The organism is Paenibacillus sp. JT31N11, from assembly GCF_056269285.1.
In genome coordinates, this window is sequence record NZ_JBWDNQ010000002.1 from 449,096 (window position 1) to 470,723 (window position 21,628).

21 protein-coding genes and 1 pseudogene are annotated in these 21,628 nt (G+C 53.3%); 3 read left to right on the forward strand and 19 right to left on the reverse strand.

Annotated elements, in window-relative coordinates:
* Positions 1-107 precede the first annotated feature (107 nt).
* The 8 genes from AC0YNV_RS10160 to AC0YNV_RS10195 form a co-directional block, all read right to left on the reverse strand.
* Positions 108-1,820, reverse strand: a complete 1,713-nt coding sequence (locus AC0YNV_RS10160; RefSeq protein ID WP_475768411.1) for a spore germination protein — start codon at positions 1,818-1,820, stop codon at positions 108-110.
* A gap of 445 nt (positions 1,821-2,265) precedes the next feature.
* Complete coding sequence (locus AC0YNV_RS10165; RefSeq protein ID WP_210041672.1) at positions 2,266-2,700, reverse strand: stage V sporulation protein AB; 435 nt, start codon at positions 2,698-2,700, stop codon at positions 2,266-2,268.
* Positions 2,693-3,346, reverse strand: a complete 654-nt coding sequence (locus tag AC0YNV_RS10170; protein WP_475767973.1) for a stage V sporulation protein AA — start codon at positions 3,344-3,346, stop codon at positions 2,693-2,695. The genes AC0YNV_RS10165 and AC0YNV_RS10170 overlap by 8 nt, the downstream gene beginning before the upstream one ends.
* 383 nt (positions 3,347-3,729) lie before the next feature.
* A complete protein-coding gene (gene sigF / locus AC0YNV_RS10175) occupies positions 3,730-4,485 on the reverse strand; it encodes an RNA polymerase sporulation sigma factor SigF (RefSeq protein WP_210041676.1) in 756 nt (251 codons plus the stop codon).
* 20 nt (positions 4,486-4,505) lie between these two features.
* Positions 4,506-4,952 carry an anti-sigma F factor gene (gene spoIIAB / locus AC0YNV_RS10180; RefSeq protein ID WP_210041684.1) on the reverse strand — a complete coding sequence of 149 codons (447 nt, stop codon included), beginning with the start codon at positions 4,950-4,952 and terminating at the stop codon, positions 4,506-4,508.
* The gene (gene spoIIAA, locus AC0YNV_RS10185; RefSeq protein WP_210041686.1) at positions 4,949-5,302 is read right to left on the reverse strand and encodes an anti-sigma F factor antagonist; all 354 of its coding nucleotides are present in this window, start codon (positions 5,300-5,302) and stop codon (positions 4,949-4,951) included. Before spoIIAA ends, spoIIAB begins: the two co-directional genes overlap by 4 nt.
* Before the next feature lie 388 nt (positions 5,303-5,690).
* Positions 5,691-6,881, reverse strand: a complete 1,191-nt coding sequence (locus AC0YNV_RS10190) for a D-alanyl-D-alanine carboxypeptidase family protein (protein WP_475767976.1) — start codon at positions 6,879-6,881, stop codon at positions 5,691-5,693.
* 288 nt (positions 6,882-7,169) lie between these two features.
* Positions 7,170-9,422, reverse strand: coding sequence for an FAD-dependent oxidoreductase (locus AC0YNV_RS10195; protein WP_475767978.1), 2,253 nt, complete (start codon positions 9,420-9,422; stop codon positions 7,170-7,172).
* Positions 9,423-9,548: 126 nt separating this feature from the next.
* Here AC0YNV_RS10195 and AC0YNV_RS10200 point away from each other — a divergent pair, with 126 nt between their 5' ends.
* Entirely contained in the window at positions 9,549-10,334 is a 786-nt protein-coding gene (locus AC0YNV_RS10200) for a helix-turn-helix domain-containing protein (RefSeq protein ID WP_475767980.1), read from the forward strand.
* Between the two features lie 36 nt (positions 10,335-10,370).
* Here AC0YNV_RS10200 and AC0YNV_RS10205 read toward each other — a convergent pair whose 3' ends face one another.
* From AC0YNV_RS10205 to ald, 7 genes are all read right to left on the reverse strand, one after another.
* Positions 10,371-11,708: a pyrimidine-nucleoside phosphorylase gene (locus AC0YNV_RS10205; RefSeq protein ID WP_475767982.1), complete on the reverse strand. Its 1,338-nt coding sequence runs from the start codon at positions 11,706-11,708 to the stop codon at positions 10,371-10,373.
* 52 nt (positions 11,709-11,760) lie between these two features.
* Positions 11,761-11,940: a Spo0E family sporulation regulatory protein-aspartic acid phosphatase gene (locus tag AC0YNV_RS10210; RefSeq protein ID WP_210041732.1), complete on the reverse strand. Its 180-nt coding sequence runs from the start codon at positions 11,938-11,940 to the stop codon at positions 11,761-11,763.
* Between the two features lie 109 nt (positions 11,941-12,049).
* Positions 12,050-12,874 (reverse strand): purine-nucleoside phosphorylase, encoded by an 825-nt coding sequence (locus tag AC0YNV_RS10215; RefSeq protein ID WP_475767985.1) that lies wholly within the window; start codon positions 12,872-12,874, stop codon positions 12,050-12,052.
* A gap of 29 nt (positions 12,875-12,903) precedes the next feature.
* A complete protein-coding gene (locus AC0YNV_RS10220; RefSeq protein ID WP_210041736.1) occupies positions 12,904-14,079 on the reverse strand; it encodes a phosphopentomutase in 1,176 nt (391 codons plus the stop codon).
* Between the two features lie 50 nt (positions 14,080-14,129).
* Complete coding sequence (gene xerD / locus AC0YNV_RS10225; protein WP_475767988.1) at positions 14,130-15,029, reverse strand: site-specific tyrosine recombinase XerD; 900 nt, start codon at positions 15,027-15,029, stop codon at positions 14,130-14,132.
* 131 nt (positions 15,030-15,160) lie between these two features.
* The gene (locus AC0YNV_RS10230; RefSeq protein WP_475767990.1) at positions 15,161-15,391 is read right to left on the reverse strand and encodes a DUF4227 family protein; all 231 of its coding nucleotides are present in this window, start codon (positions 15,389-15,391) and stop codon (positions 15,161-15,163) included.
* A 143-nt stretch (positions 15,392-15,534) separates the two neighbouring features.
* A complete protein-coding gene (gene ald, locus AC0YNV_RS10235) occupies positions 15,535-16,638 on the reverse strand; it encodes an alanine dehydrogenase (protein ID WP_475767992.1) in 1,104 nt (367 codons plus the stop codon).
* Positions 16,639-16,813: 175 nt separating this feature from the next.
* Here ald and AC0YNV_RS10240 point away from each other — a divergent pair, with 175 nt between their 5' ends.
* Positions 16,814-18,082, forward strand: a complete 1,269-nt coding sequence (locus tag AC0YNV_RS10240; protein ID WP_475767994.1) for a S8 family peptidase — start codon at positions 16,814-16,816, stop codon at positions 18,080-18,082.
* A 60-nt stretch (positions 18,083-18,142) separates the two neighbouring features.
* Here the strand turns inward: AC0YNV_RS10240 and fur are convergent, their stop codons facing one another.
* The 4 genes from fur to AC0YNV_RS10260 form a co-directional block, all read right to left on the reverse strand.
* Positions 18,143-18,595 (reverse strand): ferric iron uptake transcriptional regulator, encoded by a 453-nt coding sequence (gene fur, locus AC0YNV_RS10245; protein WP_210041748.1) that lies wholly within the window; start codon positions 18,593-18,595, stop codon positions 18,143-18,145.
* A 97-nt stretch (positions 18,596-18,692) separates the two neighbouring features.
* Positions 18,693-19,337, reverse strand: a complete 645-nt coding sequence (gene spoIIM / locus AC0YNV_RS10250; protein ID WP_210041759.1) for a stage II sporulation protein M — start codon at positions 19,335-19,337, stop codon at positions 18,693-18,695.
* A 133-nt stretch (positions 19,338-19,470) separates the two neighbouring features.
* Positions 19,471-20,667 (reverse strand): endonuclease Q family protein, encoded by a 1,197-nt coding sequence (locus AC0YNV_RS10255; RefSeq protein WP_475767997.1) that lies wholly within the window; start codon positions 20,665-20,667, stop codon positions 19,471-19,473.
* Entirely contained in the window at positions 20,667-21,230 is a 564-nt protein-coding gene (locus AC0YNV_RS10260) for an NUDIX domain-containing protein (RefSeq protein WP_475767999.1), read from the reverse strand. Before AC0YNV_RS10260 ends, AC0YNV_RS10255 begins: the two co-directional genes overlap by 1 nt.
* Positions 21,231-21,416: 186 nt before the next feature.
* On the opposite strand from AC0YNV_RS10260, the pseudogene mciZ reads away from it, so the two are divergent.
* Positions 21,417-21,488, forward strand: a pseudogene (gene mciZ / locus AC0YNV_RS10265) (Z-ring formation inhibitor MciZ); the annotation flags it as partial.
* Positions 21,489-21,628 lie beyond the last annotated feature (140 nt).

A 21,628-nucleotide genomic window follows, 5' to 3' on the forward strand; every position in this document is an offset into this window, starting at 1 on the left:
TTATTCGAAATTGGCTGGTTTGCACCATTTAACACGAGTATACCCGATTCCCCCGCTGACCGAAATGGATAAATACGCATTAGATTTGTATTCTTTGCAAAATGGAATCACTTCTTGTTGCTCTCGGGCATCCGTTTGCGCTGCTGCGGCTTAAGCATATTCGGACGGGTGCGGTTGTGCAGGACAGGTATGCGGATGATGACACTCCATAGTCCCTGCATATCAAACGGAATGAACGGCCACATATAGGGACGGTTGAATGATCGGCTCACGACCAGATAGATAAGCAGAAAGGTCGTCCCGATCATGAAGCCCGGCACCTTGAATGCAGCCACCGCAACAATGAGAATCAGACGGACGATCCGGTTGGCCAGACCAAGCTCATAGCTTGGTGTCGCAAACATTCCGATCGCAGCAACAGCCATGTACAGAATGACCTCATTGACGAACAGCCCGGTCTGCACCGCGATGTCGCCGATCAGTATAGCGGCTATCAACGACATGGCTGTCGCAAGCGGCGTGGGTGTATGTACAGAAGCCAGCCGCAGCATATCAACGCCCAGCTCTGCCAATAGAAATTGAGCTACAAGCGGCAGCCTGCCTGCCTTCTGAACACCAACAAATTCAAGGAAGGGCGGCTTCAGCTCCGGCTGGAGCGTGAACAAAAACCAGATCGGCAGCAAGAAAAGCGATGCCAGTATGCCTATATAACGCACCCAGCGCAAGTACGTGCCAATGAATGGCGTCTGGCGGTTCTCCTCGGCATGCTGAATCAGATCAAAGAAGGTTGTCGGCAGCATCATGACGCTCGGTGTCGTATCCACGAAGACGGCGACATGGCCCTCCATCAGATGCACAGCCACCACATCGGGACGCTCTGAATACCTTACGAGTGGAAAAGGGTTCCATCCCCGCTTCACGGTTGCTTCCTCAAGCTGCTTGTCAGCAAACGGCAGACCGTCCAGCTTGACCTGCGATATTTTATCCCGAATCGATTCCACCAGTTCCATGTCGGCGATATCGTCGATATAAGCCAAACAGATATCCGTCTGGGTGCGGTCTCCGAGCCTCATGATTTCATAGCGCAGATGCTTGTCCCGCAGCCGTCTGCGCACGAGCGTTACATTCACAAGCATCGTTTCCACAAACCCGTCTCGGCTGCCGCGCACGACGCGTTCAAGCGACGGCTCTTCCGGCTGCCGTGAGGGGAAGCTCTTGGCATCGATCATGAGGAGCGTGCTTTCTCCATCTATATAGAGAGCCGTTGCGCCGGACATCACGGCTGTCATCATATTATCCCAGTCACTTTCACGGGCGACCTGGACAGCCGGGACGTATAATTCAAGGAAGGAGTGAATCACGCCCGTGGATAAATCTTCAGGCTGCAGATACGTCAAGCGTTTCAGCACCTCTGTAAGCACCGTATCCTTGGCAAAACCATTAAGGAAAAACAATGCGGTCCGCTTCTCGCCGAATGTCATTTCCCTGACGACCACATCGAAGCTTTTTTTATAGCCGATCTCATCCTCCAGTTTCTTGATAAATAACTCAAGCACCACCGGTATCGGATGCGGTTCGCGTTTTTGCTTCTCCTGCCTTTGCTCTTTCCACCTCCCGATAACAGGATCGATTTCGAATTCCTGCTCTTCCCCAATTGCCGATCCGGCCTGACTCTTATCAGCATTCCGGCTGTCAGACTCCGGCACGGAGTCCCTACTTGCGAATTCCCGCTTAAGCTTAAGCCCCTGCTCCTCACCGTCAGTTGATTCTGCTCCTACAGCCGGGTTCTGCTCCTCTCCGTCACTAGAGATTGACCGCATTCCCTCGTCTTCTGCCGCTTCCATCCCGAGCTCCTGCTTTCCTTCGCCGGTTGTTTCTGATTGAAACTGCTTCTCTATATATCCGGGTTCGTCCTCGCCTTCCCCCTCCTCACTTCCTGCAGAATCTGCCTGAAGTACCCCCTCCTGCGCTTCCATCCTTTCACCGGAGTCTTCCCTGCCATCCGCAGGTTCTTCTGATTGCGAATCCACCAGGGCATCTGCAAGGATCTCAAGTTCCTCCAGCAAAGGCTCAATATCCACTTCTTCGCCTATTGGCCGAGGCTTAATGCCATAATTCCCTTCCTTCCATTGCCCTTCGACAGGCTTAGGGATAATCATGGGAGAAGGTTTAAATTCTTTATGCTCATCCAATCTCATACTCCCTGCCTCCATTTAGAAAATATATAGTCAGTCCTGGCGGACCAGTAAGAAGATTTGCAAGAATTCATTCCGGCCATTGAAAATAGAGCCAGTCGAATAATGAGCCTACGATCTTGCCAAGCACCATCGCCGTCACCAGCCATACTGTAAAGCTGCTTAAATTCAGCCTTTTCGCCAGAATGGGCAGAACATTCATGACCTCGGTGAGAGCTGCCGCCAGCATGCCTACGAAGATACCGTCGAACAGCCCCATGAACGCCAAAGTAAGATGGCGCGGCAGCGACAGACGCCAGTCCATAAAATCCGCCAGGGACCAGTACACCGCCCCCAGTATAACGGAGCTTTCAAACCAGATTGATTTGCGGTAGGCAAAAGCAAGCTGGGCCAGCCTCGGAATAATATCAAGCACAATGATCAGAGCTACAAACCCGCTTCCGACAGCAAGGCCCCCGGCAAGGCCCAATATTGCGGCAAATCCGTTAGCGGCCCAGCTAATCATTTCGGATCTTCGCTTTCATCGGGATGTTTTCGTTCTTTTTATACATTTCCTCGGCGATGACGCAGTCATTCACATTTTCCTCGTATATATAAAGCTCGACTTCCAGCGGATTAGGTTCCTCGTTAAACCTTTTACGGAACAGACGGTTAAAAAAAACGATCATTCCCGCCCCAATACCGATGGAATAAGGAATTTGAAACCACAGGGGGTGATCATTCTTGCGGCCGGTCACAAGCTCCGTAATCCGGATATGAACCTCCTTCATGCTGACATCCGTATGGAAATTCATGATGGCGAGCCCGGATCCGAAAAACAACAACAGCCACGCTGCCGCCAGCACAAGCATCTTCGGTTTGGGAGGATTATCCAAAACGACGACCAGCACCTGCGGATCTCCGAAGGGTTCGATATCCACTTCAGCTTCGGCCTCGCGAATGGCTTGAATGATCTGGAGCAGGTCGATAACTACACGGTTCCCGTCCTTGCTCTTATGCTGATGAAGCAGGAGAGTCTGGAGCCTGGACTCCATCGCAGAGTCGGCGCTGAAGATACGGGCCGCCTGCCCAAGCGTGACGCTTCCGCCAGGCTTGATCAGGATTCGCTTGCGCAGACGCAAATAAAGAGTCGAATTAGCTGCTGATCCCATGTCCGCTCCCTCCAATCACCCGTGCCCAACTGGGGTTATTCCCTTTAGTATGATTAAAGGCTGCCTTGGATAGTCACCCCTGCGCGAACAATTTCTGCCATTATTCCGTACGCAGCCTGCTTCGTCTGTCTCTGCACGACCAATACTGGGGTTCTCCCGATGCAGACGGGTAGTGGTAATACTTGTAACCCGCTTTCTGCCTTTACTGAAATTTGAAATGTTCAAGAAAAAACGGCTTTGTCGTCCTTTGGCGGAAAAGTTGATTTCTTCCAACACCTTATTGAAATTTATAGGCGTGAAGCTTATACAATCTATAAGGTCAAGCAAAAAAACCGCTTACCCCCTATAAGGGCAACCGGTTTTATGCTGCAGCACCTATTCCTCTACAATGCAATCTGATCGCGGATCAGCTGTAAAATCTTTTTCTCCAGCCTGGATACCTGCACCTGCGAGATCCCAAGCCTTGCCGCAACCTCTGACTGCGTCTGATCGCGGTAATATCTTAGAAAAACAATAATTCTCTCCCGCTCCGACAACCCGCTGATCGCCTCGGAGAGAGCCAGCTTATCAAACCAGCGGTCCTGGGAATCATCGGCGATCTGATCCATTAAGGTAATGGGGTCGCCATCGTTCTCGAATACCGTTTCGTGGATCGAGGTAGGCGGCTTATTCGCTTCCTGGGCGAACACGACATCCTCCGGCGTAATGCCAAGTGATTCTGCAACCTCTTTGATGGTCGGCAGCCTTCCAAGCACCTTGGACAGCTCATCCTTCGTCTTGCGCACCTTGTTTGCCGTTTCCTTCAGCGAACGGCTGACCTTGAGCGTCCCATCGTCCCGCAGGAAGCGCTGGATTTCACCGATGATCATCGGCACGGCATAGGTGGAAAATTTGACATCGTAGGACAAATCGAACTTGTCCACCGATTTCAACAGACCGATGCAGCCGATTTGAAATAAATCCTCCGGCTCGTAGCCGCGACCCATGAACCGTTGAACAACCGACCAGACGAGCCGGATGTTGCTGTGCACAAGCGTATCGCGAGCAAGCGTATCCCCGGTTTGACTAAGCGCAATCAACCGCTTGACTTCAGAATCGTCCAAAAATGGCTGCGCCGTTTGTTTCAGATTAACATCCATGCGGTTCAACCCCTATGCGCCTAATTAAAAAGCGCTTTTTTCGATTCGATGCGCTTTGTCATCGCAATAGATGTGCCTTTACCCGGTTCGCTCGAAACGTCAAAGCCATCCATGAAATTCTCCATAATCGTAAAACCCATTCCGGAACGCTCAAGCTCCGGCTTGGAGGTGTAAAGAGGCTGTCTGGCCAAATCCAGATCTTCAATTCCATTGCCGTCGTCCTTAATGACAATTTTTACGGTATCGCCTGTAATGACCGCCTCAATCGTAACCATGCCGCTTGCATCGCTGTCGTAACCATGAATAATGGCATTGGTGACCGCTTCAGAAACGACTGTTTTCAAATCGCTCAATTCTTCCATGGTCGGATCAAGCTGGGATATAAACGCAGCAACCGCAACACGGGCAAACGACTCATTTTCCGAACGGGCGGAAAATGTCAGCTTCATCTCATTCGTTCCATTCATGAGACGACCTCCAGACTTGTGAGCGCTAAACGCTCATTCTCGTGAATCGATAAAATTTTGAACAGACCCGACAGCTCGAACAACCGGTAGACGCCCTGGTTGACATCGCAGACAACCATTTTGCCGCCCTTGGCCTTGAGCTGTTTGTATCGGCCGAGGATGACGCCAAGGCCGGAGCTGTCCATAAACAGAAGATCCTTCAAGCTAAGAATGATATGATCGGTATTGCCCCGCAGAATCGCTTCCTCCATCTTGAAACGAACGACATCGGCCGTGTGGTGGTCAAGCTCGCCACGCAGCCTTACGATGAGCACATTGCGATAATGCTCCAATTCCACCTGCAGACTCATAGCCTTGTTCACTCCCAAAAGTTTTTGCGTTTCTGCACCCGGAAGATCTCTCCCAGAATCAAAAGACATCGAAAGAGCCTGTCCAGATTTTACGAGAAAATGCCTGAACGATACGTCAAGCAATCCGCGAAGCCCGGCATACAGCGGCCTTCAGCATAGTAGCTATGCTGCGTACCGCCTGCTTTCGCAAGTACCCGCATGATGTTGAACAAGGAATTCTCTATCACCGCTTCCGATTCCTGCCTCACGACAAAACTAGAAGCTAGACGCTATGAGCTGACAAAAAGCGCTTGGTTGGCAGAATTCGCCGCATGTTGGATAGGCCGCTTTCGGCTTGCCGAAAGCCTAAGCCTATCCCTCCGAAGCAGCTCTGCTTACGCCGAAAGCTTTAAGAAAACAGGTTGGCGCCGGCCCGTTTGAACAGTTTCCACCATCCGGCGCGCTCAACCGTAGCTGGCGAATCCACCTGGAATTCGTTGAGTACCTGATCGCCCTGATAGACGATCAGCTTGCCGATCGGATCATTGATGGTTACAGGCGCTTTGAGCGGCTCCATCCGAAGCTCATAGCGGATGTCCTTCACCGGGCTCCCTTTCTTCAACAGTACGCTGTAAGAGTGTTTCGCTTTGAGTTCCAGCTGCGGAATATTGCCCTTCTCCACCTGAATGGTGCCCATCTTATCGCCTTCCTTGAAGATTGAATGGTTCATATATTGAGCGAACGAGTAGTCAAACATTTGGGATACTTCCGCGTTGCGTGTCTTTGTATTCGGCTCTCCCATGACAACGGCGATAACTCGCAAATTATCGCGGCGGGCCGTTGCGGTCAGACAGAATTTGGCTTCCGTCGTAAAGCCCGTCTTCAAACCGTCGGCTCCACTGTAGAAACGGACAAGCTTGTTCGTGTTGACAAGCCAGAACGGTTTCTCGCTCGATTTGCGCAGGTAGTCCTGATAGAGTCCCGTATATTTTGTAATTTCGCTATGCTTTAGCAGCTCCCTGGACATTACTGCGATATCATGCGCAGACGAGTAATGGTTCGCTACCGGTAGTCCGTTGCAGTTTTCGAAATGCGTATTCTTCATTCCAAGCTCGGCCGCGCGTTTGTTCATCTGGTTGACGAACTCCGCTTCAGTCCCCGCAAGCTTCTCGGCCATGGCCACCGAGGCGTCATTGCCCGACGCAAGCGCAATGCCCTTGATCATTTCGTCAACGCTCATTTCCTCGCCAGGCTCCAGAAAGATCTGCGAGCCTCCCATGGATGCTGCATATTCGCTGGTGGATACCTTATCCGTGAGTTTGATTTTCCCTTCGTCCAGAGCTTCCATAATAAGCAGCATCGTCATCACCTTCGTGATGCTTGCCGGCGGCAGTGGGGCATGACTATTCTTCTCGTAAATAATCGTTCCGCTGTCGGCATCCATCAGAATGGCCGATTTGGCGGACTCCGCCAGGTTTCCCTGAGCGGCAGGCGCCGTTTTTGCAGGCGCTTCCTCGCGCGCAAACGCAGCTGCAGGTACAGTTAACACCATCACAGCCGTTATACATCCAACTAGTAATTTCTTCCATTTTCGATTCATTATTGTGGTCCCTCCTAGGATGATGCCTGCGCGGAGCAGGGCCGCTTTTCGTCTACTATCTCATCCTTAGTGTGGACCGATCGCAGCTAAAATATTCCAAAATGAATAAGAAGAATCAAACAGAAAGAGACATGCGTTTCGCATGTCCCTGTAATGGATACGAATATCCCGATAGCCCGGACCTCTACAGTCCGGTGAGAAGAAAGCCAGTGCACGCGAAACCCTCTTCCAATCCCAGCACTGCCGGTTCGCCTTGCTTGTTCATTTCCGGCCATATGCCGGGCGCGCCTACTTGCCGTAAACCCGGATTTCCGAAACTTCGACCCGGGGACAGCCATTGGTTTCAGAAGCAGCAAGGCGAAGACTCCCCGCTGTAACGGCTTCGGGCAGGCGGTGGATTCTTTTTCGCCGACGGTTATCGTGAACCTCAGCCACCACCATCCACTCTCCCGAGACCAATGCCTCAAGACGGTAGCTTTTCACAAGCTCCGGTATCACTTCGAACGGCGTAAAATGATGATGCAAATTGATCAAATCCTCATTCACATCGTCATTGAAGGTAAGCTGGATCTCGCTGATTTGCTGCGGTACATCCCAGCGAAGCTCAACCCATTCCTCCTCGCCTCCTGCCAGCGGCCCGGAAGACCACAGCTGCGGCCCCCCGTAAGGCCGCCCGAAGCCGCCTGCAACTTTATCCGGTGAATAGGCTTCCGTAGGCTCGGTCAGACGAATGCAAAACGGTTTGCGAACCTTGCCCCTCATGCTCCACTGCACGACGGGCTGATCCGGCTGGACCTCTTCCAGATCGGAAGAAACAATTGGCTTCCGCCCTTTCTCAAATACAAGGATGCCCGTCTGTGGCTGCGCAGAGGTGTGCAGGGAAATCGCTTCATTCGCCTTGATGATGACAAAGGCGTTGGCAGGGGACTCCGGACGCCACTTCGCCGGAATATGCACCCATTGCGTTTCTCCTGGCGCAACGGCAACCTCATATCTACCAAGCTGCGTATGCGGTACGTAGTTTTCTCCCCGACCGGTATGCCATATCTCGACTGTCAGCATCGTATTAGCTGCGGCCGTGATCAAAACATCCATCCCGTTCAGTTCAGGATCCACCGGAACCAGCACACCCATGTCGGCTCTCAGAGGTGTTGAACCATCAGCCGATTCCACGGCGAGCCTCTTCAGGCTGCTCGAAGCTGACAGAGTGGCTGTCCGCGCCAGATCCAGAGGATCCCTGTTCGGTACCCCGATAATGGAGGCATCCTGCCTGAGCATAGTCTGCTGGAGAAATTCCAGATGGCTGCCGTGAAGCTCCCTCGGGGCAATCCCCTTCTGGACGCATAAAGCGGCTCCTGTGCCTGCAGCTTCGCCGATTACCGCGCAGGTGGCCATAACCCTTGTTGTCCCGAAAGCCACATGCGAAGCGCTGATATCGCGTCCCGCGAACATCAGATTGTTGACGTTGACAGAGTACAAGCTGCGGAACGGAATGTGATAAATGCCGTCAGCGTACAGATGCTTCGACCCGCTTTGCTGGGAATAGACACCCTGCGGCGGGTGCAAATCGATGGACCATCCCCCGAAAGCGACTCTGTCCTCGAACGGCGTTTGGGCCAAAATGTCATTCTGATGCAGCACATAGTCGCCGAGGAAGCGGCGGTACTCCCGTTTCCCGGGAACGCTTCCAACCCATTCAAGCGTCATCGTCCCGGAATCGAACTGCCCTGAATTTTTGATATAATCCCAAATCCCGTAGATGACTGACCACAGCTCATCGCGGATCCGTTCATTCTCATTTACAATATCATGCTCTCCGCCCCATTCAATCCACCAGTAGGCGCATCCGTTGTCGCCGCTGCGAATAACCCGCTTGATCGGAATGTTGGTGGCAGTGATATCTTTGGCGAAGCTGGGCGCGATATATTTCACCGGCTGTCCGGTATCCTTCGTGTAGAACAGCAAGGTGCTTCCCAGAGTAATATCATCGGCAACTTCAGGTGCCCAAGCCTCATTGTATTCCGATCTGGCTTCCCTGCCGATGCGGTGCCTGGCTCCGGCCAGAAAGCCGACGAGACCATCTCCAGTGCAGTCAAGAAACATCGGGCTTTCGAACCGGATGCGGCGCTCGGAGCCCATCATCCAGCCTGTGACAGATTTGATGCTGCGGGTTTCCCCGTCTCCATCGGCTTCCGCTTCATGCACATCGGTGTTCATGAACAGGCTGATATTGGCCTCGGCACGAACCGCCTCCAACAATACGAGATCCCAGATATATGGATTTCCCTCTTTGTTGCGGTACTGGTTCTCGACGAACAGCTCACCCATAATGCCCGTCTCCCGGGCGTACCGGTTGGTTCCATGGGCCGTTGCGCCGCATACCCACACTCTGACCTCACTGCTGGAGTTGCCCCCGAGAACAGAGCGGTTGTGGACCAGCGATACCTTCTGTCCCAGTCTGGCAGCAGCAATGGCAGCACATATACCCGCCAAGCCGCCTCCTATTACCGTTATATCCGCGTTGATCGTTTCGTTTCTCATTTTGCACCGCCTTATGAGTAAGTGATTTTAACTTTATTTCATTGTATATGAACCACTTATCACTATGAATGCACCATGTTACAATATGGGATATACTTTATTTCATATTTTAAAGAGGTGATTTCCATGATTCGCTCCTGTGGAATCAAGCTGTTCGCCCATCTTTACTGGAACAACAAACAAGCCTTTGCACTGAGCAAAGACCGCTATCCCTATTGGACTCTGTTTGCCATGGAGAAGGGTGAGTTTGAATACAGCATCGGGGAACAAAAAGGCATTGCCGCAGAAAATGATCTGATCCTCTGCCCGCCGCAGGTCTGGTTTCACCGCCGCGCCCTGAAACCGGTAACTTTTCATTACGTTCAATTTGAATGGCTTGCGGGCGAAGAAAATGTGGATTATCCGCTCGAGGAGGTTCGTGTCAGAATCGCGGATAAGCTGCGGCTGTCGACCAGCTTTGCCCACTTGCGGCAGCTCTCTGAATTCATGGACGAGGGGTCACAGTGCTGGAAGGCATACATGGTGGAAGATATGCTGAACATGGCGGTAATGGAGCGTGAAAGGACGGCAAGGCTGCCGAAGCCCACAGGAGACACTCTTATGCTTGCAGTGCGGAAGGCACTTCAGGAGCAGGCGCTCGAAGCGCTGCAGCTGGGTGAACTGGCCTCAGCCTTCGGTATGTCGCCGGTTCAGCTGACGCGGCGTTTCCGCGCTTCCTTCGGCGTGACGCCATCTCAATTTATAACCGATATCAGGCTCACCCATGCCGTTCTTCTGCTCAAAGAAACAGCGCTGACGATGGATGAGATCGCACAGCGCTGCGGGTATGACAACGGCTATTATTTTAGCCGCGTATTCGAGAAGCACCAGCAGGTGCGTCCATCTGTGTACCGCAAGCTGAATCAGGTCTGACAGCCTGTTCACCTTGGCTCTCATATTGGAAATCGCTTAAGCCTCGAACCGTTTGATGCCGTCCGAAGTGACGACCGACAGCAGCAAGGGCTTGCGGGCAGGCTGATCTTGTCCGCCAATTGTGTATGCAGCAAGCACGCGCTGTCCCACCTCGCTGACAGACGGGCTGCGATCCCGCGCATGGAGCTGTGCAATGATGTCGCCGGTCTTCACGCTGTCGCCAACCTTAAGCTTCAGCATCAAACCAACCGCATGGTCGATTTCATCTTCTTTGGCTGCACGGCCGGCGCCAAGGAGCATTGCAGCAAGTCCAAGCTGCTCGGCATCAATCTGCTGCACGAAGCCATCCTGCTGCGCTGTCACATTGATAATCTCGGGCGCCTTCGGCAGCAGGCCTGGATTATCCGCCACAGCAGGATCACCGCCCTGCGCAGCGACAAAAGCCCGGAACTTCTCAAGCGCCGCCCCGGATTCCAGCTTTTCGCGCAGAAGCTTTTCCGCCGCTTCCAGATTATCCGCCTGCCCGCCCAGAACAACCATATGGGCGCTCAGCGCAAGGCATAGTTCAAGCAGGTCCCGGGGACCCTGTCCCTGCAGGACCGCAATGGCCTCCTCCACTTCAAGCGCGTTGCCGATGGCATAGCCGAGCGGCTGATCCATATCGCTGATCAGGGCTGCCGTCTGTCGGCCGACCTGCGAGCCGATCTCCACCATTGCAGCCGCCAGCGCTTCCGACTCGTCCAGTGATTTCATGAAGGCGCCGCTGCCTGTTTTCACATCCAGAACAATGGCATCCGCCCCGGCGGCAATCTTCTTGCTCATAACCGAGCTTGCGATAAGCGGAATCGATTCAACAGTAGCCGTCACATCCCGCAGGGCGTACAGCTTCTTGTCTGCCGGCGTAATATTACCGCTCTGGCCGATAACGGCTATACCGATATCGTTCACCTGAGCGAAGAACTGCTCTCTGGAGAGCTCCGTGCGAAAACCGGCCATCGATTCCAGCTTGTCGATCGTACCGCCCGTATGGCCCAAACCTCTGCCGGACATCTTTGCGACTGGTACCCCGCATGCGGCTACCAGAGGGGCGACAATCAGTGTCGTCTTATCGCCGACGCCTCCAGTGCTGTGCTTGTCCGCCTTGATGCCGCGAATGGAAGAGAGATCGACCTGATCGCCCGATCTTGCCATAGCAAGCGTCAGTTCAGCGGTCTCTTCTGCAGTCATGCCGCGAAAAAAAACGGCCATTGCCCAGGCCGACATCTGGTAGTCCGGAATGTCGCCTTGGCAATAACCTTCAATAAGAAATGACAGCTCCCCGGCAGTCAGGGAGCCGCCCCCTCTTTTTTTACGAATGAGATCAACGGTCCGCATCTCTTCATCCTCCTTTATGAGGGGTGCCTGTGTGATTCGGGATCAAGAGAAATTAAACCGGCTTGGATTCTTCAAGCGGTTTGCTTTTTTCCGCTTGTGCTTTCAAAATAAGCAAATCAAGCGTCTGGCTGAGGAGCAGCACGTCGCCATGCAGAAAGGTCTGCTGCCGCATAGCTGTCGCCACCAGTTGTCCCCGTAAACGTTCCAATCGGTGATTCGTATGGTTGTCCATGAAAATCCTCACTTTTTCGCTTTATCATGGACATTATACGACGGTTGCTGAACAAAGAATGTCACAATCAGTCGAGGTCATTATTACAATTTTGTTACAAAAAACGCAACTAAATGAGCGGAATTAGCCCCTCTACAAGACCTAGGAACCGTGTTTTTACTTTTTCGGTTGTTTCCATCACCTCTTGATGGGACAAAGGTTGATCCAAAATACCCGATGCCATATTGCTTATGCAGGATATTCCCAGCACTTCGATGCCGGAATGACGGGCTGCGACAACTTCAGCCACCGTCGACATTCCGACAGCATCCGCCCCCATAATCCGCATCATGCGAATTTCAGCAGGTGTTTCATAGGATGGGCCCAATACGCCAATATACACGCCCTCGCGCAGGGAGAAGCCCTGCTGCCGGGCCGTCTGGACGGCAAGCGCGCGCAGCCGGCGGCTGTACGCCTCCGACATATCGGGGAAGCGCACGCCTAGCTCATCCTCATTCGGACCAATGAGCGGATTGCGGCCTGTCAAATTAATATGATCGCTGATCAGCATCAAATCGCCCGGCTCATAGCCTGTATTGATGCCTCCCGCCGCATTCGTGACCACCAGAATGCTTACTCCGATGGACTTCATCACACGCACCGGGAAGGAAGTAAGCTCCGGTCCATAGCCCTCGTACATGTGGAACCGGCCGCGCATAAGTACAACAGCCCGTCCGGATATCGTTCCGATCAGGAGCTCTCCGGCATGGCCTTCAACCGTGGATATTGGAAAGTGGGGAATGTCCTCATAGGGGATCGTAACCTCATTTTCCAGATTATCGCCAAGGATGCCTAAACCCGATCCAAGAATAAGTCCCACTTGCGGTTTAAGCTGTGTCCTGCTTGTAATATAGTCTGCCGCTTCGGCAATATGAACCGCATTTAATATTGTCATTCCTGTTCACCCCTGCCACATAATATGGTTTAACGTAATCCTTTTATAAAGGATGCTCCGCTTTGCGGCGGCTTGACTCCGAAATTATCCGCGATGGTCGCGGCTACATCCGCAAGCGTCGACCGGACTCCGAGCGGCCCTGGAGACTGAAGCGCAGGACTGTACACCAGCAGCGGGACATATTCCCTCGTATGGTCGGTCCCCGCATGCGTCGGATCATTGCCGTGATCAGCCGTAATGATCAACAAATCCCGATCGCCCAGCGGTTCCATTAGAGACGGCAGCGCACGGTCAAATTCTTCAAGCGCCTCGGCATAGCCCTTGGGATCGCGTCTATGGCCGTACAAGGAATCAAAATCCACCAGATTGGTGAAAAGCAGCCCTTTAAACGGCCGCTCCAGCATTTCGCGGGTTTTTTGAATCCCGTCCGCATTGCTCTTAGTCGGGAGGGATTCGGTAACGCCCTCCCCGTCGAAAATATCATTGATTTTTCCGACTGCGATAACATCATAATTCTTGTCCTGAAGAGCATTCAAAAGTGTCGGCTCAGGAGGCTTCACGGCGTAATCATGGCGATTCGGCGTACGCTTGAAGGCTCCCGGCTCCCCTATGTATGGTCTTGCAATGACGCGGCCAATGGAATAACGGTCGTCCAGCGTCAGCTCCCTGGCAATCCGGCATCCCTCGTACAGCTCGTCCAGTGGAATAACTGATTCATGGGCTGCGATCTGGAAGACGCTGTCTGCTGACGTATACACGATCCATTTGCCTGTCCGGATCTGTTCCTCGCCCAGCTCCTCAATAATGTCCGTGCCGCTGGCCGGCTTGTTGCCGAGCACGCCGCGGCCTGTCCGGGCCTCGAAAGCCATAAGCAGATCAGGCGGAAAACCGCCCGGAAACGTGCGGAATGGCGTCGTCAGCTTGAGGCCTGCCAGCTCCCAGTGACCTGTCATCGTATCCTTGCCGACCGATACCTCAGCCATTTTACCATATGAAGCGACTACTTCGCCTTCGGGGGTCCAACTGCCAAGCGGAGTGATCCGGTCCAGTCCAAAACGGCGTAAATGGGGTAACTCAAGGTTGGGCACTCGCTCCAGGATATGACCGATCGTGTGTGCGCCTTCATCTCCGAACGAAGCGGCATCGGGAAGCTCACCTATTCCGACGCTGTCAAGTACAATCAGCGCAATTCGATCAAATCTCATCGTTCTACCACTCCTATTCCAATCCATGATGTGATGGCCCTTAAGCCGTCTTACTTTACTTTTGCCCTGGGATGGGCCTGATTATAAACGTCCTTGATGCGCGCCTTCGTTACCTGCATGTAGACCTGTGTGGTGGAAATATCGGCATGTCCCAGCATTTCCTGCACGCTGCGCAAATCCGCCCCGTTCTCCAGCAAATGCGCCGCAAAGGAATGACGGAGCGTATGCGGCGTAATTTCGCTTTTGATCCCGGCTTCAATGGTGTATTTCTTGATCATCTTCCAAAAGCCCTGCCTGGTCATGCGCGTCCCCAGCTGATTCAGATAAAGAGCGTTCTCGGCGCTCCCTTCCTTCAGCAGCGTATGCCGAATGGATACCAGATAAGCGGAGAGCGCCTCGCACGCGATACCCCCAAGCGGAATGATCCTCTCCTTGGCACCCGCTCCCACGCAGCGAATAAAGCCAAGCGATAAATTGATATGATTGACATCAAGCGAGATCAGCTCGGATACCCGGATACCCGTCGCATACAGCAGCTCCAGCATCGCTTTATCCCTTACTCCCGCGAGAGTCGAGGTATCGGGGGCAGCGAGCAGGCACTCCACTTCCTCGACAGTCAGCACCTTCGGAATCCGCTTCTCCTGCTTGGGCGTTTCCATATTCAGCGATGGATCATGATTGATCATCCGCTGGCTGGTCAGGTAATGAAAGAATGAGCGAATGGAAACCGTATGCCGTGACACGGTCGCCGTAGCTCTCCCCTGCTGCCGAAGCTGGAGCAAATAACGGGAAATATGATGCATTTGGATATCAGCGATTTGCGTTAGGCCCTGCTGTGCCGAAAAATCGAGAAAACAGACCAGATCCCGTTCATAGGAAGTGAGCGTATTTGAGGAAAGCCTTCTCTGGGCTTCCAAAAAACGGATGAACGTCTGCAGATGAGCTTTCATGGGTTGTTCCTTTCCCGTAAATCGTTCAACTTCACAATCTCTACAACTGATATATTCCACAGGCATCGCTGTTTTCCTGCCAAACGGGCCCACTTCATGTCGAAAACGCGCAATCAGGCACTCATGCGGCGTTATTCACCATACCAGTAAAAGACTCTCAGCCTCTCGGACAGGCTTGTATCTTCAGCCACAGCATAAGGTTGAAACACTTTGAGCGCATGACCCTGCGGTATGCGGTAAGGATCGGAAGGAACAATCCAGGCGGCGGCAAACCGGCAGCCGCCGTACATCAGTATGGTGAGAATAGTGAGCAGCAAAGCAAAAGAAATCCGCCTGACCCACCTTCGCAACGACACGACCATAGTTATCGTCTCCTCATTTTTTTGGTGGAGAAGCGCACCCCGGAATTGCCCCGGCGGTTGTCCTCTTTCATCACCTTATGTGAGAGAGACGCCTTTCATGTCAGATCAACCGGCGCAGTCAAGCCAGTTAAGATGATGTCGGCTTATAATGGAACATAAGGCATGCCGACCGCTTCCGCGACCTGCGGGTGGGTAACATGCCCTTTATACGTGTTCACGCCCTTGCCCAGCGATGGATTGAGCACGGCAGCCTGCTCCAGCCCCTGATTGGCAAGCTCCAGCGCGTAAGGAATCGTGACATTCGTCAGCGCGTAGGTTGAGGTGCGCGGAACCGCCCCCGGCATATTGGCTACGGCATAATGAAGCACGCCATGCTTCTCATAAATCGGGTCGGAATGCGTTGTAACCCGGTCAATCGTGGCAATTGTACCTCCCTGGTCAACCGCAACATCGACGATAACAGACCCTTTTTTCATCGTTTTGACCATTTCCTCCGAGACCAGATGCGGAGCCTTCGCACCCGGGATCAGGACCGCCCCGATAAGCAGATCCGCCCTTCGGACCGCAGCGGCAATGTTATAGGAATGCGACATCAGCGTCTGAATCCGGCCGCCGAACACTTCATCAAGGTAACGCATGCGCTCGGCGCTCTTTTCCAGAATCAACACGCTTGCTCCCATCCCCAGCGCAATTCTGGCCGCATTGGTGCCGACGATTCCGCCGCCCAGAATAATGACCTCCGCCGGAGGGACACCCGGCACGCCCCCCAGGAGTACGCCTCTGCCGCCGTAGAAAGCCTCCAGAAACTGCGAGCCGACCTGTACGGCCATCCGTCCTGCCACCTCGCTCATAGGCGTCAGCAGCGGCAGACTCCCGTTCTGCAGCTGAATGGTTTCGTAAGCAATGGCCGAAACCTTGGCATCAACCAGCGCTTGTGCAAGCGGCCCGGCTGCAGCCAGATGCAAATACGTAAATAATACAAGTCCGGGGCGAAAAAAACGGTATTCTTCCGTCAGCGGCTCCTTGACCTTCATGATCATATCGGAGCTGCTCCACACATCCGCCGCATCCGTGCCGATATGGGCGCCTTCGGCAGCGAATAATTCATCCGGAAAGCCGCTTCCCTCTCCTGCTCCCGGCTCAATCATCACCTGATGTCCGGCAGCAGCCAATACAGCAGCGCCGGCCGGCGTAAGGGCCACGCGATACTCGCTTGATTTGATTTCCTTCGGCACTCCGATTCTCATACGAACTCCTCCTAAGCATAGCTATTATTCTTCATATGCAGGGAATGGACGTTGTTGACAGTCCTCGACGATACGTTTTCCTGCCGTGCTGCAAATTATGTGCAGCCAGGGCGGCAGCTGCCCATGCCCGGAAGCATTTGCCCCCATACAATGGGTTATTAAAGGAGGGCATACCTTGCAAAAGCTTGAACGATTGCTTAAAAGCTTTATAAAAGACCGGGCGGATGCGTCAACCAGACGCACTGTAATCGGTTTTAAACAACGCTCGCAGTATATAAAAGCGGTGAAGGAGCTTTCCAGCGCGGGCATCCATCCCATCAAAAGCATACAGGAAAGCAAGGCGATCTGCTGCCATCTCAATGCAAAGCAAAAGAATAGGCTGAAGGCGCTGAACAATCATCCGCACATCCAGTATGTGGAGGAGGATTTTAAAATAAAGGCGCACAGCCTGCCCGCAGCCTCCAGTTCCCACAGGAAGAGGCATGCAAAAAAACAAACGGAAGTCTGGTTCTCCCCCCAAAGGATCACCTGGAACATTCGCCGTGTCAAAGCGCCCCGCGTATGGCCGCTGACCTTGGGTAAAACGGTGGGCATTGGCATCATTGATACAGGCATCGCCAAGCATCCTGATTTGCATATCGCCGGGGGCGTAAACACGATAAATGGCAGGTCCTATCGCGACGATAACGGTCACGGGACCCATGTTGCGGGTATTGCAGCCGCTCTCGGGACAAAAGACCAAATTCCGGGAGTCTCGCCAAGAGCCAGCCTTTATGCGGTCAAAGCGCTTGATGCCAACGGTGAAGGCTACTTATCCGACATTATAGAAGGCATTAACTGGTGCATCGAAAAAAATATCCCTGTCATTAATATGAGCCTTGGTCTGGAGGGTGGAACGAGCCTGGCTCTGCGGGAGGCGGTCCGCCGCGCGAGCAGGAAAGGAATTGTAATAGCCGCCTCCGCCGGTAATAACGGCCGGCTGAGCGGAGGTATTGATGAGCCCGCCAAATATCGCGAATCCATTGCGGTAGCCGCATCAACAAGAAGCAACAGGATTGATCCTTACAGCAGCAGAGGCAAAGGCATTGCTGTCACCGCGCCAGGCAGCGATATCAAATCTACCTGGCTAGACGGCGGCTACAAGATTCTATCCGGCACCAGCATGTCCAGTCCCCACGCAGCCGGTACAGCCGCGCTGCTGCTGTCGCTTGAACCCCGTCTGACTCCATCAGCCGTCAAGCGCCGCCTTGAAGCTGCAGCCTGCCATCTGCCGGGGTACAGCAGACTGTCACAGGGTTACGGGCTGCTGAATGTTCCCGAATCAATCAGACAACCATACTTGCGCTTCTCCCGGCGCCGGTTGACAGACAGCGTCGGCTTTAATAATTCGCATCGCAAGGCTGGCAGTACGGCAGCCCGCATCAAAAAAGTCCATAAACATTAAAAAAACCCCCATATGTGCGTCGCAGCCTTCAATGCTGAAGGAGCGGCGCACCATGAGGATTTATTGTTGTTCGTTCTTGCTGCGGCAGCGGCTGCAAATGCCTTGAAAATCAAGACGATGATCGATGACCGCAAATCCATATTCCAGCTCCAGCCGTTCTTCGAGCGGACCGAGCCAATCTTCCAATATTTCGTCCATCGATCCGCACTGCACGCAAATCAGATGGTGATGATGATGCTTGTTATTATCCGTGCGCAGGTCATATCTGGCCACGCCGTCTCCAAAATTCAGCTTCTCGACTACATGCAGCTCGCTTAACAGCTCAAGCGTCCGGTATACGGTAGCGAGTCCAATCTCCGGCGCTTTATCCTTAACAAGCATAAAGACATCTTCCGCGCTCAGATGATCCTCTTCATTCTCCAATAATACGCGTACTGTCGCTTCGCGCTGCGGGGTCAGCTTGTACCCTTGCGACTGAAGCTGCTGCTTAATCTTATCAATCCGGGATTCCATGGCTTCCCCCCTCGCAACTGCTTCGTGCCTATCACCGGAAACACTTGATATAATTATAGGGGCACATCGCGAGGAAAGTCAAACTTTTTTAGAATGATTACAATCCGCTGCCAAGGCCCGATATGAGCGGCACCGCCCACTTCAGAAGAACCGGCGAGATGAATGATTCCACCAGCGCCGCCCCCAGTGCAATGAAGATCATGAGCACCCCCGTCGAGGTGTGTGAAATAAACGATTGGCTCATGGAGCCGTAGCTGCCAAGCAGTCTGTTCTTGATAATATAAATGGAGAATGATACGGCAGAAACACTTGCGATAAGAAGCGCGGGCACCACAATCAGGTTGGCGGGAGCGACCGAAACCAAAGAGAAGAGCAGCCCCTTCCATTCATGCTGGCTGACCAGTGTGCCGACGGCAAAACCGACCAGAACCCCCTTCAGGAAATCCAGTGCCAGAACAAGGGGCATCCCCACAACAGTAAGTCCAAGCACCCATATTAGAATAATCCATTTGGCGTGGAATATGGCGCGTTCCCAGAATGACTCCGTGCTGCCTTCCAGCATCCCCGATTGGATGCGCTGGGCAAATTGCTGCACATCACCGGCCAGATCCTGCTGCTGGTCAAGCGTCAGCGCATTGACCAGCAGCGCACCGAATACAAGGCCCACAACAAACAGAACAGATACAAATACATAGAGGACCAGCTGGTCCTTAATCATCGGTTGCAGCGAAGAAGAACGCATGACATATCCCTCCAAAAGAGCCGGATGGTTCATTGTATGTCCAAGCCGTCTCCGCTATACCGTCTGATTTCCTTGAGTGCGTTCAATGACCATGATTGCGCCGGAAGCGGTTCATTTAGTTGGGGGGGGACTCTCATGACTTCGCGACCCTGCCATATCGCCCTCCGCCTCCGGCCTGAAGAACAAGCGTGCCGGAACGGGAAGCTGCGATCACCTCTGCCGCAGCCTCTCCCGCCGTCTCCGCGACTTCTGTAATCGGCGCGTCATGAAGAATCTGCATCTCCGTGCCAAACCTGGCAAGCAGCTTGTTCATCGACTGCTTCCCAACCCCGGGGATAAATTCCAATGGAACCTGATACACATAAGGCGGCCTGTTCTCCGGTACAAAAGGCTTCTCTCTTCCGGCTTGCGCGGCAAGCTGTTCGATGCGGTCCATTACCCCGCGCACCTGCTTTGGACTTCCGCAGTGTACACAACGCCCCGCCGCATTCGTCTCTTCCGCCAGCTCGCCGCAGTTCACGCAGTAGGTCCGGTGGTATTTGCCCAGTACCGGGTTGAGGCCATAATTTGCCGTAATGGCTCTGCCCGAATCGCCGCGAAGCGCAAGCGCAAGTTCGGCAAAGGAAGGCTCGGCGAGCAGGAGCTCATTATATTCGCGTCCGATCTTGCCCAATGAATGAGCATCGGAATTTGTTACGAATGGAAGCTTATCAAGATCGGGAATCAGGCCGGCCATGCGGCTGTCTGAGCTTAGCCCCAGCTCCACGGCATCAATCAGCGCCGGGTCCAGCGTTTGATCCAGCCGGTCGGAGCAGCTGCCGAACAGGCTCTTATGCGGAGTGAAGATATGAGCCGGGATGAACAAGCCGCCCCTGCTCTTCACTTCCTCCTGCAGTAATCTGGCAGGCACATAAAGGCGCTGCGAGCTGAGATTTACATTTTTCATGTGGCGTGCCATCCATGTTGTGAACTGTGTCATGTCCGCAAGTGTGGGAAGGTAGGCAAGATGATGGGCAGGACCGCATCCCTCATCCCTGACTTCGATTTCCGCTCCCAGCAAAATCGTTGTATCCCGGTAGCGGATCCCCCCGCCCGGGACCTCCTCCATCTCCCCGCTGTCCAGCAGACGGATAATATCCTTCTGCACGCCGGGAGAATGACAGTCGATAACGCCAAGCAGGCCGATTCCTTTGCGGATGGCAGCTTCATGGGCTATATTGCGGAAGGTCAAATCGCGGCTGCCGCTTATTTTGACCGGCTCGCCGCTTTCCGTCCGCCCGATATGCAGATGGAGATCAGCGAATACCCGCCCAAGCTTCACTGCCCCCATTACAGCCGGATCTCCCCCGTAAGCCGGTATATATGCCAGGCGTATACAGCCAGAATAGTCTTCGCATCGCTGATGCGCTCCTCGCGGATATACTGCTGCGCCTGCTCGAAGGTGATTGCCTCCACAGCCAGAAATTCATCCTCATCCGGGCGGCTGTCGCCCTTCACAAGATCTTCCGCCACATACATGTAGAGCTTCTCATTGGCAAAACCCGGGGAAGTATAGAACGCGCTGAGCGGACGAAGCTTGCCTGCCCTGTATCCGGTCTCTTCCTCCAGCTCGCGAGCGGCCGCCGCCATGGGATCCTCGTCGGCATCCAGCTTGCCGGCAGGGATTTCGATCTGAAATTTTTCCATCGCTTTCCGGTACTGCTCCACGACAAGCATTTTGCCGTCAATGAGCGCCAGTACGGCGGCAGCTCCCGGATGCCGGATAATTTCCCTTGTTGCCGTACCGCCCCCCGGGAGCGTCACGGTATCCACCTGCAGCGAAATCACTTTCCCTTGAAATACAGGCTCTGTCGATACCGTTGGCTCACGATACTCATCCGTATGTTCCAGCATGTTCCTTCACTCCTTGTTGTTTATTCAACAGGCGAGTAAGACAACCTTGTCATATCCATCCTGTTTCCCGCATAAGATTAAGCATATAACTTTCTTTTCAGTTGAAGCCGCACAAATCGAGCATAGCTGCTGAATGGTTAAAATTTCCGCCAAATGATTATAAATAATTAAAGGGGGTTTACGGTGATGAAACAATATTCCTTCTCCAGCCAGTTAATGCTTGTCGGCAAAGCATGGGAAATCCGCCATCAGTTGAAATTAATGGTGCAGCAAAGCCCTGCTCACATTCGCGGCAGCAAAATCAAATCCGCCGGCACGTTAGGAGATTATCTGGAGCATCGCCGCCCTGCCAGCCGCTGAATACTGCCATCATTCCATAACTTGGATAAAGACCGGAC

What these genes read in the sequence shown, in the direction of transcription:
- sigF (WP_210041676.1), bottom strand. Translation starts at nt 4,485, where the DNA reads ATGGATGTTAATCTGAAACAAACGGCGCAGCCATTTTTGGACGATTCT.
- AC0YNV_RS10170 (WP_475767973.1), bottom strand. Translation starts at nt 3,346, where the DNA reads ATGGGATCAGCAGCTAATTCGACTCTTTATTTGCGTCTGCGCAAGCGA.
- xerD (WP_475767988.1), bottom strand. Translation starts at nt 15,029, where the DNA reads ATGAAAGCTCATCTGCAGACGTTCATCCGTTTTTTGGAAGCCCAGAGA.
- AC0YNV_RS10215 (WP_475767985.1), bottom strand. Translation starts at nt 12,874, where the DNA reads ATGACAATATTAAATGCGGTTCATATTGCCGAAGCGGCAGACTATATT.
- fur (WP_210041748.1), bottom strand. Translation starts at nt 18,595, where the DNA reads ATGGAATCCCGGATTGATAAGATTAAGCAGCAGCTTCAGTCGCAAGGG.
- AC0YNV_RS10165 (WP_210041672.1), bottom strand. Translation starts at nt 2,700, where the DNA reads ATGATTAGCTGGGCCGCTAACGGATTTGCCGCAATATTGGGCCTTGCC.
- AC0YNV_RS10160 (WP_475768411.1), bottom strand. Translation starts at nt 1,820, where the DNA reads ATGCGGTCAATCTCTAGTGACGGAGAGGAGCAGAACCCGGCTGTAGGA.
- spoIIAB (WP_210041684.1), bottom strand. Translation starts at nt 4,952, where the DNA reads ATGAATGGAACGAATGAGATGAAGCTGACATTTTCCGCCCGTTCGGAA.
- AC0YNV_RS10200 (WP_475767980.1), top strand. Translation starts at nt 9,549, where the DNA reads ATGATTCGCTCCTGTGGAATCAAGCTGTTCGCCCATCTTTACTGGAAC.
- AC0YNV_RS10255 (WP_475767997.1), bottom strand. Translation starts at nt 20,667, where the DNA reads ATGGGGGCAGTGAAGCTTGGGCGGGTATTCGCTGATCTCCATCTGCAT.
- AC0YNV_RS10195 (WP_475767978.1), bottom strand. Translation starts at nt 9,422, where the DNA reads ATGAGAAACGAAACGATCAACGCGGATATAACGGTAATAGGAGGCGGC.
- spoIIAA (WP_210041686.1), bottom strand. Translation starts at nt 5,302, where the DNA reads ATGAGTCTGCAGGTGGAATTGGAGCATTATCGCAATGTGCTCATCGTA.
- spoIIM (WP_210041759.1), bottom strand. Translation starts at nt 19,337, where the DNA reads ATGCGTTCTTCTTCGCTGCAACCGATGATTAAGGACCAGCTGGTCCTC.
- AC0YNV_RS10190 (WP_475767976.1), bottom strand. Translation starts at nt 6,881, where the DNA reads ATGAATCGAAAATGGAAGAAATTACTAGTTGGATGTATAACGGCTGTG.
- AC0YNV_RS10260 (WP_475767999.1), bottom strand. Translation starts at nt 21,230, where the DNA reads ATGCTGGAACATACGGATGAGTATCGTGAGCCAACGGTATCGACAGAG.
- AC0YNV_RS10210 (WP_210041732.1), bottom strand. Translation starts at nt 11,940, where the DNA reads ATGGACAACCATACGAATCACCGATTGGAACGTTTACGGGGACAACTG.
- AC0YNV_RS10220 (WP_210041736.1), bottom strand. Translation starts at nt 14,079, where the DNA reads ATGAGATTTGATCGAATTGCGCTGATTGTACTTGACAGCGTCGGAATA.
- AC0YNV_RS10230 (WP_475767990.1), bottom strand. Translation starts at nt 15,391, where the DNA reads ATGGTCGTGTCGTTGCGAAGGTGGGTCAGGCGGATTTCTTTTGCTTTG.
- AC0YNV_RS10205 (WP_475767982.1), bottom strand. Translation starts at nt 11,708, where the DNA reads ATGCGGACCGTTGATCTCATTCGTAAAAAAAGAGGGGGCGGCTCCCTG.
- ald (WP_475767992.1), bottom strand. Translation starts at nt 16,638, where the DNA reads ATGAGAATCGGAGTGCCGAAGGAAATCAAATCAAGCGAGTATCGCGTG.